Annotated in this window: 5 protein-coding genes; all 5 read right to left on the bottom strand. The window is 43.1% G+C overall.

Features of this window, described 5'->3' with window-relative positions; genetic code table 11:
* Positions 1–87: 87 nt before the first annotated feature.
* Entirely contained in the window at positions 88–963 is an 876-nt protein-coding gene (locus tag ACI0FR_RS12830) for an ABC transporter permease (protein WP_404907938.1), read from the bottom strand.
* Positions 960–1907 carry an ABC transporter permease gene (locus tag ACI0FR_RS12835; RefSeq protein WP_404907936.1) on the bottom strand — a complete coding sequence of 316 codons (948 nt, stop codon included), beginning with the start codon at positions 1905–1907 and terminating at the stop codon, positions 960–962. The genes ACI0FR_RS12830 and ACI0FR_RS12835 overlap by 4 nt, the downstream gene beginning before the upstream one ends.
* 62 nt (positions 1908–1969) lie before the next feature.
* Positions 1970–3475 carry an ABC transporter substrate-binding protein gene (locus ACI0FR_RS12840; RefSeq protein ID WP_374833158.1) on the bottom strand — a complete coding sequence of 502 codons (1506 nt, stop codon included), beginning with the start codon at positions 3473–3475 and terminating at the stop codon, positions 1970–1972.
* A gap of 440 nt (positions 3476–3915) precedes the next feature.
* Positions 3916–4782 carry a hypothetical protein gene (locus ACI0FR_RS12845; protein WP_404907932.1) on the bottom strand — a complete coding sequence of 289 codons (867 nt, stop codon included), beginning with the start codon at positions 4780–4782 and terminating at the stop codon, positions 3916–3918.
* 149 nt (positions 4783–4931) lie between these two features.
* Entirely contained in the window at positions 4932–6482 is a 1551-nt protein-coding gene (gene proP, locus ACI0FR_RS12850; protein ID WP_374833162.1) for a glycine betaine/L-proline transporter ProP, read from the bottom strand.
* Positions 6483–7305: the final 823 nt, after the last annotated feature.

Raw genomic sequence — 7305 nt, forward strand, 5'->3', positions numbered from 1 at the left:
AAGGCTTGGATGCGGATTTATGTCATTTCCTGTGAACTGCGCTTGTTTTATGCAATTCAAACAAGCGCAGCTAAATAGCTGATAATTTTAGCTGTTATCACGCGGATCAAGTGCATCACGCAATCCGTCACCCAAAAGGTTGAAACCCATCACGACCAAGAAAATTGCCAGTCCCGGCCAAACGGCCATATAGGGGGCCTGTGTCATAAAATTCTTGGCTGTTGCAAGCATTGAACCCCAGCTTGGAGCAGGCGCTTGCTGACCAAGACCAAGGAAAGACAATGATGCTTCCGCAATAATGGCTGATGCAATGGTCAGTGTGGCTTGCACGAGGACAGGGGCGAAAATATTAGGCAAAATATAGCGTGCCATAATACGCAAATGGCTTAGACCAATGGCGCGGGCTGCATCAACATATTCTTCTGTTTTGACCGACATGGCTTGTCCGCGGGTGAGGCGAATGAAAACCGGCATGGCAGACACACCAATCGCAATCATTGCATTGGTGAGGCTTGGCCCCATAAAGGCTGCCAGTGCAATAGCCATGATGAGAAACGGCATTGCAAGCAATGCATCAGTTACACGCGCGATCACCTGATCTGTCCAGCCACCAAAATAGCCGGCCAGCATACCAAGCGGCAATCCAAGTGCCACCGCAATCATGACAGAGATGACACCGGCCTGAAGAGAAGCGCCTGCACCGTAAATCATACGTGAAAATATATCACGTCCCAGTTCATCGGTACCAAGCCAATGAGCAGCAGATGGTGGCTGACGGATGGCAGTCCAGCTTGTCAATGTCGGATCGGCAAGCGGAAACAACGGGCCGAGGATTGCAACCAAAATAAAGAACAGGACAACAATTCCACCGAGCACTGCACTGCGGTTGGATTTAAATTTTGCCCAGACGCGGCTTTTGTTGCGCGGCTCAGGGGCTGCGGCAGTATTAACGGCAGTGGTCACAGGCTGGCCCTCATGCGCGGATTAAGAACAAAATAAAGTAGATCGGCGAGAAGATTGATAAGAATAAACGATGTCGCCGTTACCAATACGACCCCTTGCACAACTGCGTAATCGCGATTGAAGACAGCATCTACGATCATCTTACCAAAACCCGGAATAGTGAAAATCTGTTCGGTGAGAACAGCACCTGCCAGCAATTCACCAAACATGACCGCTGAAAGCGTAATGATTGGCAGCAATGCATTGCGGAAAGCATGTTGCAGGATGACAATCCTTTCACGCAAACCTTTAGCGCGCGCTGTACGTACATAATCTTGTTGTAAAACACTTAACATTGCAGAACGTGTATGACGCATCAATGAACCCGCAATTGCGGTGCCAAGCACAAAGGCTGGCATCAGCGTTGTTTGCAGACTGCGCCACGGATCATTGAATGGCGTTTCATAACCGGAAGCAGGCAACCAGCCCAAATTAACGGAAACAAGCAGGATTAGCATGATGCCGAGCCAGAAATTAGGAACAGAAAGACCGGAAAGCGCAACGAAATTTGCCAGATAATCCCAGACGGTGCCTTTTTTGACAGCTGAAATGACACCAGCCGGAATACCGCAAATGATTGCAAAAAACATTGCCATTACAGCAAGCTGGATTGTGACAGGAAGTTTTTGCGCAATCAGCTCTGTAACCGGCAGACCGGTGCGTAGGGATGTGCCGAGATCGCCGTGTAAAACATCTTTGAGCCAATAAATATATTGCCAGATCAGCGGATCATTCATGCGGTATTTTTCGCGCAAGAATGCAATTGTCTCTGCGTCACGGCTTTCACCAGCCATCACGAGGATCGGGTCACCCGGCAAAAGCTTTTGCAGCATGAACACGAAAATTGAGATCAAAAAAAGCGTTGGTATTGCTACCAGAAGACGGTTGAGGAAATAGCGCAGCATTGTGTTGCGTCTCCTTGGTTAAAGCTCTGCCCGATGTGTTTAGCATCGGGCAGAGTAGTCTATTAATTGGTGACATTACGCAGACGGATAATACCGTCAGCATAAGGTACGAAGCCTTCAATACCTTTACGCAAAGTATAGAAATACTTGATGTGGTAGAGGTATAATAACGGCAGATCATGCTGCAAGATTTCGGTGGTCTTGTCATAAAGTTCTTTACGAACTTTCGGATCGGGTTCTGCACGTGCCTGATCAAGTAGTTTGTCGACTTCCGCGTTATAATATTTCACGTCATTGTTGGAGCCGGTTTTATGCACAAACGAATGGATGTTGGCATCTGGATCGATACGGCCTGACCAGCCTTGCAACGACATTTCGAAATTACCAACGGCATTTTCAGAAAGCATGGTTGCAAATTCAGTAGCGCGTAACGAGATGTTGAAACCTGCTTCCGCGGCCATTGCTTGAATGACCTGAGCACGCTGTTGCGAAACAGGATCGTTACCAGTGCTCATCTCAATATTGACCGGCAATTCAACGCCAGCTTCAGCGAGAAGTTGCTTGGCTTTTTCAACATCACGGGCAGGAACAGGGAATTTTTCATTATAATAAGTCGAACCGGGTGTTGCCCACTGGTTGCCCGGAACATACAGCCCCTCAAACACGACCTGATTGAGTGCTTCACGGTCAATTGCCAATGAAAGTGCCTGACGCACCAAAGGATTGGAACCTAAAGGTTTTTCGGCTTTCGGGCCATTGCCGACATTAATCATAATGCCTTGATAGCCGATATTTGGCACTTCAAACAATTGCAAACGATCATCGGTGCGGATAGCTGGCACGTCGGACGGAGCGGTACGCTCTACAATGTCGAGATCACCTGCACGCACATTCGCCAGGCGAACAGTGGTGTCAGGGATTGGCATCAAAATGACGCGGTCATAGTGGTATTTGTCAGCCTCCCAATATTCCGGGAATTTTTCCAATACGATACGATCACCCTCAACACGGCTGACAAAAGAATAAGGGCCTGTGCAAACAGGTTTCTGGCCAAAATTTTCGCCCGCTGCATCGGCTGCATCCGGTGAATACATCCGTCCCGCATGATGCGCAAGCTGGGCAATCAGGGTGACATCGGGAGATTTCAAAGTGATGGTGAGTTCATGTTCACCGGTTGCTTCCACTTTTTCAATGGATGCTAATTCAGCTTTACGATTGGAAAGCTCAAAATTCATGTTGCGTTCAAGAACGCGGCGCGCAGAATCTGCATTAAATGGGGTTTTGTCGTGATGGAGAACACCTTGACGCAATTGTAAAATTAACTGGCGCCCATCATCAGACCATTTCCACTCGGTTGCGAGTTCAGGAATGATCTGCATATTTTCATCTGTGTTAAACAAACGATTGCAAAGCGGCTCATAAACAATCGAGGAAACGAAGGTACGCGAACGTACTGGATCAAGAGAATCCGGATCCTCATTGAGACCGATACGAATATCCTTCGCGGAGGCAGTGCCAGCTGAAACAACCGTGGCGAGCAATGCAGCTATAAAAGCTTTGCGGGTCATGGTATTCTCCTTGTTTAATCATAAATTTATGAGCAGGACTAAAAAAGCCGTGTTCACCCATGAAGGGTATGATGAGGGTATAACTTCTGTGCAGATTCTTAAATATAAACAAGATGTTTAGAAGAAACATCGGCAGATAACGCTGGATTATATTGAGCCACGTATCATGAACGAGCGCTATAAACACTTTTAGTTTTTTCGGATTTTGAGGATGTCCATCCTTATTTATACTTATTTCCTCCTCGGATCGCTCTTAATTGGAGAGCGATGAGCATGGCAGCTCTTCACAAAAAGAGGCTAAGTTATAGAATCGAATTCTGCAATTAATACCAAAGTTGAATCAATAAGGTCATATGAAATTACAAATTTTGTGCGCATATGGAAATATGATTGATTTATAATACGCGTTAATATCGTAATTATTTCTTATTTTATCACGGTCATTCAAGTTCGATGATTTTTGCTTTCTCATAAATAATCGGACGCACTAAAATTTTGTACATATCTGCATCAAATAAAGTATTTTGCGGCAAACTGTAATTTTTTAAGGAAATACGAGATCGATAACTGCCATAGTAACGCCAGTTATGAAGGATGTGATATTGTTTCAAACGACCAAAAGTTTCTTTTAGCGCTATAGCGCCTTTATATGGCCAAGCGGCAATTCTATATGCGTCCAGTGCCATGCGCGCACGTGCATTATGGTTTTCGATATCCTCTTTTCCGCAACATGCTCCATGACATTTATGGATCATTGCACGAAAACACGGGCGGTTTTTAACATGAGGTTCAATACCTAGAATACTTAGACATAAACCGTGTTGATCAGCAATATCGCGCAAACGTTGTTTTGCGGCATTTTTATTTTTGAACAGTCCGAAATGATCAATTGAAGGAATATAATTCAAATCATTTGTGTAAATAATATTGAAGCCGCTTTCATCAAAAATAATGGAACATGTATCTCTTGTTTTGCGCAGTTTTCGATTAAATAATGGTTTTTGCTCTTTAATCATTTGCGCTTCTAACAGCAGAGCGCTGATCTCCCCGGCGGTTGAAATGTAGCTGATCCGGGATGTTTGTTTAAGCAGACGAGCTTCTTTTGTGCAGCGTAAGTGTGAAAGAAGTCTTGCTCTGATATTAATACTTTTGCCGATATAAAGTGGATAATTATAATCGTCTGAATGGAAAGTATAAACGCCTGGCGCTTTTGGTGATGAAACGACCTGCTCGCGCAAAGCGATGGGATAATTATATAACGCATCGTTTTTTTGATTTTGTTGTGCTGGCAGGTGATGGGAGTACATTGGCAGAATGCTTATCGCTCGTTTGATCTATTTAAATGATCGTTAAAATAAGACGCAAATATGGCTAAACTGTCATTCTGTCTAATTAAGCGGTTTATATATCAATATGCCATTCAGGCTTAAAATGAATGACCTCTGATAGCGCTTCATCACGAAGCGCTATCAGATAATTTAGGGTGTTGTGCTGTCAGCAGATTTTTTTGTTCATTTAAATCGGCGATTTCAGCTTCAAGTGACGAAATTTTTTTATTAATTTCCTCTATATTCTCTTCGATATTGGTATAATGTTCTTTGATAATTATTTTTGCTTCTGCTTTATTGGACGCGTTTGGCGTATCTCCGTGCAGTGGTTTGTTGGCCGTCTCGGTCATAAAAAATGCAGTGATTAAGCCAATAAGGGCGGCTACCATTAAATAATAAGCCGGCATATAGAGATTTTGGGTCGTTTCAACCAACCAAGCTGCTACAGTTGGTGTCAGACCGGCAACAATAATCGATATATTAAAAGCGGTGGCCAACGCACTATAGCGAATACGGGCAGGGAACATGGCAGGCAAGGTTGAAGCCATGACACCCGTCAAACAATTAAGCGTGACTGCTAATAAAAGAAGCCCGGTAAAAATAAGAACAATTTCGCGGCTGGCAATCAATTTGAATGCGGGTATGGCCAGAACCAACAATCCGATACTGCCGATAAGAATAAATGGTTTGCGCCCGAAACGGTCACTCAAAAAGCCAACAACCGGCTGGACAAACAGCATGCCAATCATAACGACGATAATAATTAATACGCCGTGGTCTTCGGAATAACCTAAACTTTGTGACAGATAAGTCGGCATATAAGTCAGCAACATATAATAAGTAATATTGGTAACTAAGACGAGACCGACACAAACACACAGTGCGCCCCAATATTCACGGAGAATTTCTGAAATTGAAACCATCGGACGATTTTCAACGGCGTCACGGTCTTCTTTTTCCATACGTGCCAGGTGCTCGGTAAATGCTGGCGTTTCCTCTGCCGCATGTCGTAAATAAAGTCCGATCAAGCCGAGTGGTGCGGCTAACATGAATGGTATCCGCCAGCCCCAATCTAAAAACGTATCCTCTCCCAGAATGGAGGAAAGGAAAACAACCACGCCCGCGCCCAAAACAAAGCCTGCAATTGAACCGAAATCGAGCCAGCTGCCAAGAAAGCCCCGCCTTCTATCGGGAGCATATTCTGATACAAATATCGCTGCACCAGTATATTCGCCGCCCACTGAAAAACCTTGGATGAGTTTACAGATGAGCAATAGAATTGGTGCCCAGATACCAATTGTATCATGTGAAGGTATCAAGCCGATACAAAAAGTACTGGCTGCCATGATGATGATGGTTATAGAAAGTACTTTTTGACGACCGAAACGATCGCCCATAATGCCGAAAAAGACACCACCTAAAGGACGAACTAAAAACGGAACAGAGAAGGTGGCAAGTGCTGCGATCGTTTGTATGCCGGGATCTGCATCAGGAAAGAAAACTTTTCCTAAAGCATAAGCAACAAAACCATAAACCCCAAAATCAAACCACTCCATAGCATTACCCAGAGCGGCAGCTGTAATCGCTTTTTTGAGCTTTACATTGTCGATAACTGTAATGTCTTTAATTCTAAGTGGTGTGTTTGGAGATGTATCGTCGACAGCTTCATTCTGTGCCATATGTCATCGTCCTTTTGAAAGGCAGCAAGGCATGATACCTGTAAAAATAACCACCAATAAAAGGTGATTTTTTTACCTGCATCAACAATATGTCAATATGTAAGAAAATCCAGTTTCGTGAAAATTGCAAGATGAAAATATCTCAACTGATCTGAATTATATTTATAAATAAGTAAATCCTCCTTGATAAGAGAATTTAATATAGATATTTATTTATTTATCCTAACGGTTTTCATATTTAAACTCAGGTGGTTTTTCCAAGTGATTTTGGTTGTAGCTACAGAGTTATACCATTCCTTGTCTTCTTCAAAATAATTAATCAAAATATATTTTGGTAAAAAAATTACATAATGATCATCAATACCTAAAAAATCAACTGAAGATAAAATATAGTTAGTTAATTATTCATTGTAAGAGTCGAATTATTACTTAAAAAATATGTTGGTTCTGGCACGACAAACATTTTTGCTATGGTCGTTGTGACGATCGGAACACCAGCAGCTGTCATGATTGTTGTGGTCGTTGCCAAGACAATCGGAATACAGTGCATTTTTAAACTCGCTTAAAAATTATCTCTTTATGCGATTTTCTGTACTATATAAACGCCATTTTTCCTGAATTTACTTTAAAAATACTGTAAAATGGTATTTAACCCTTCTTGTTTAAAGTAAACATTTGAACCACCCCGAGTTTACCGGATTGTTTAGCTCCAAGTAGAGTGGATATTATGGAATATAAAAAGACAACAAAACCTTATCCGCCCGAACTTCGTGAGCGTGCTGTTCGCATGTTTGTTGAGCAGCGTCATGAATATACGAGTGAA

This window comes from Paenochrobactrum sp. BZR 201-1, assembly GCF_044987585.2.
Lineage (GTDB): Bacteria > Pseudomonadota > Alphaproteobacteria > Rhizobiales > Rhizobiaceae > Paenochrobactrum > Paenochrobactrum pullorum.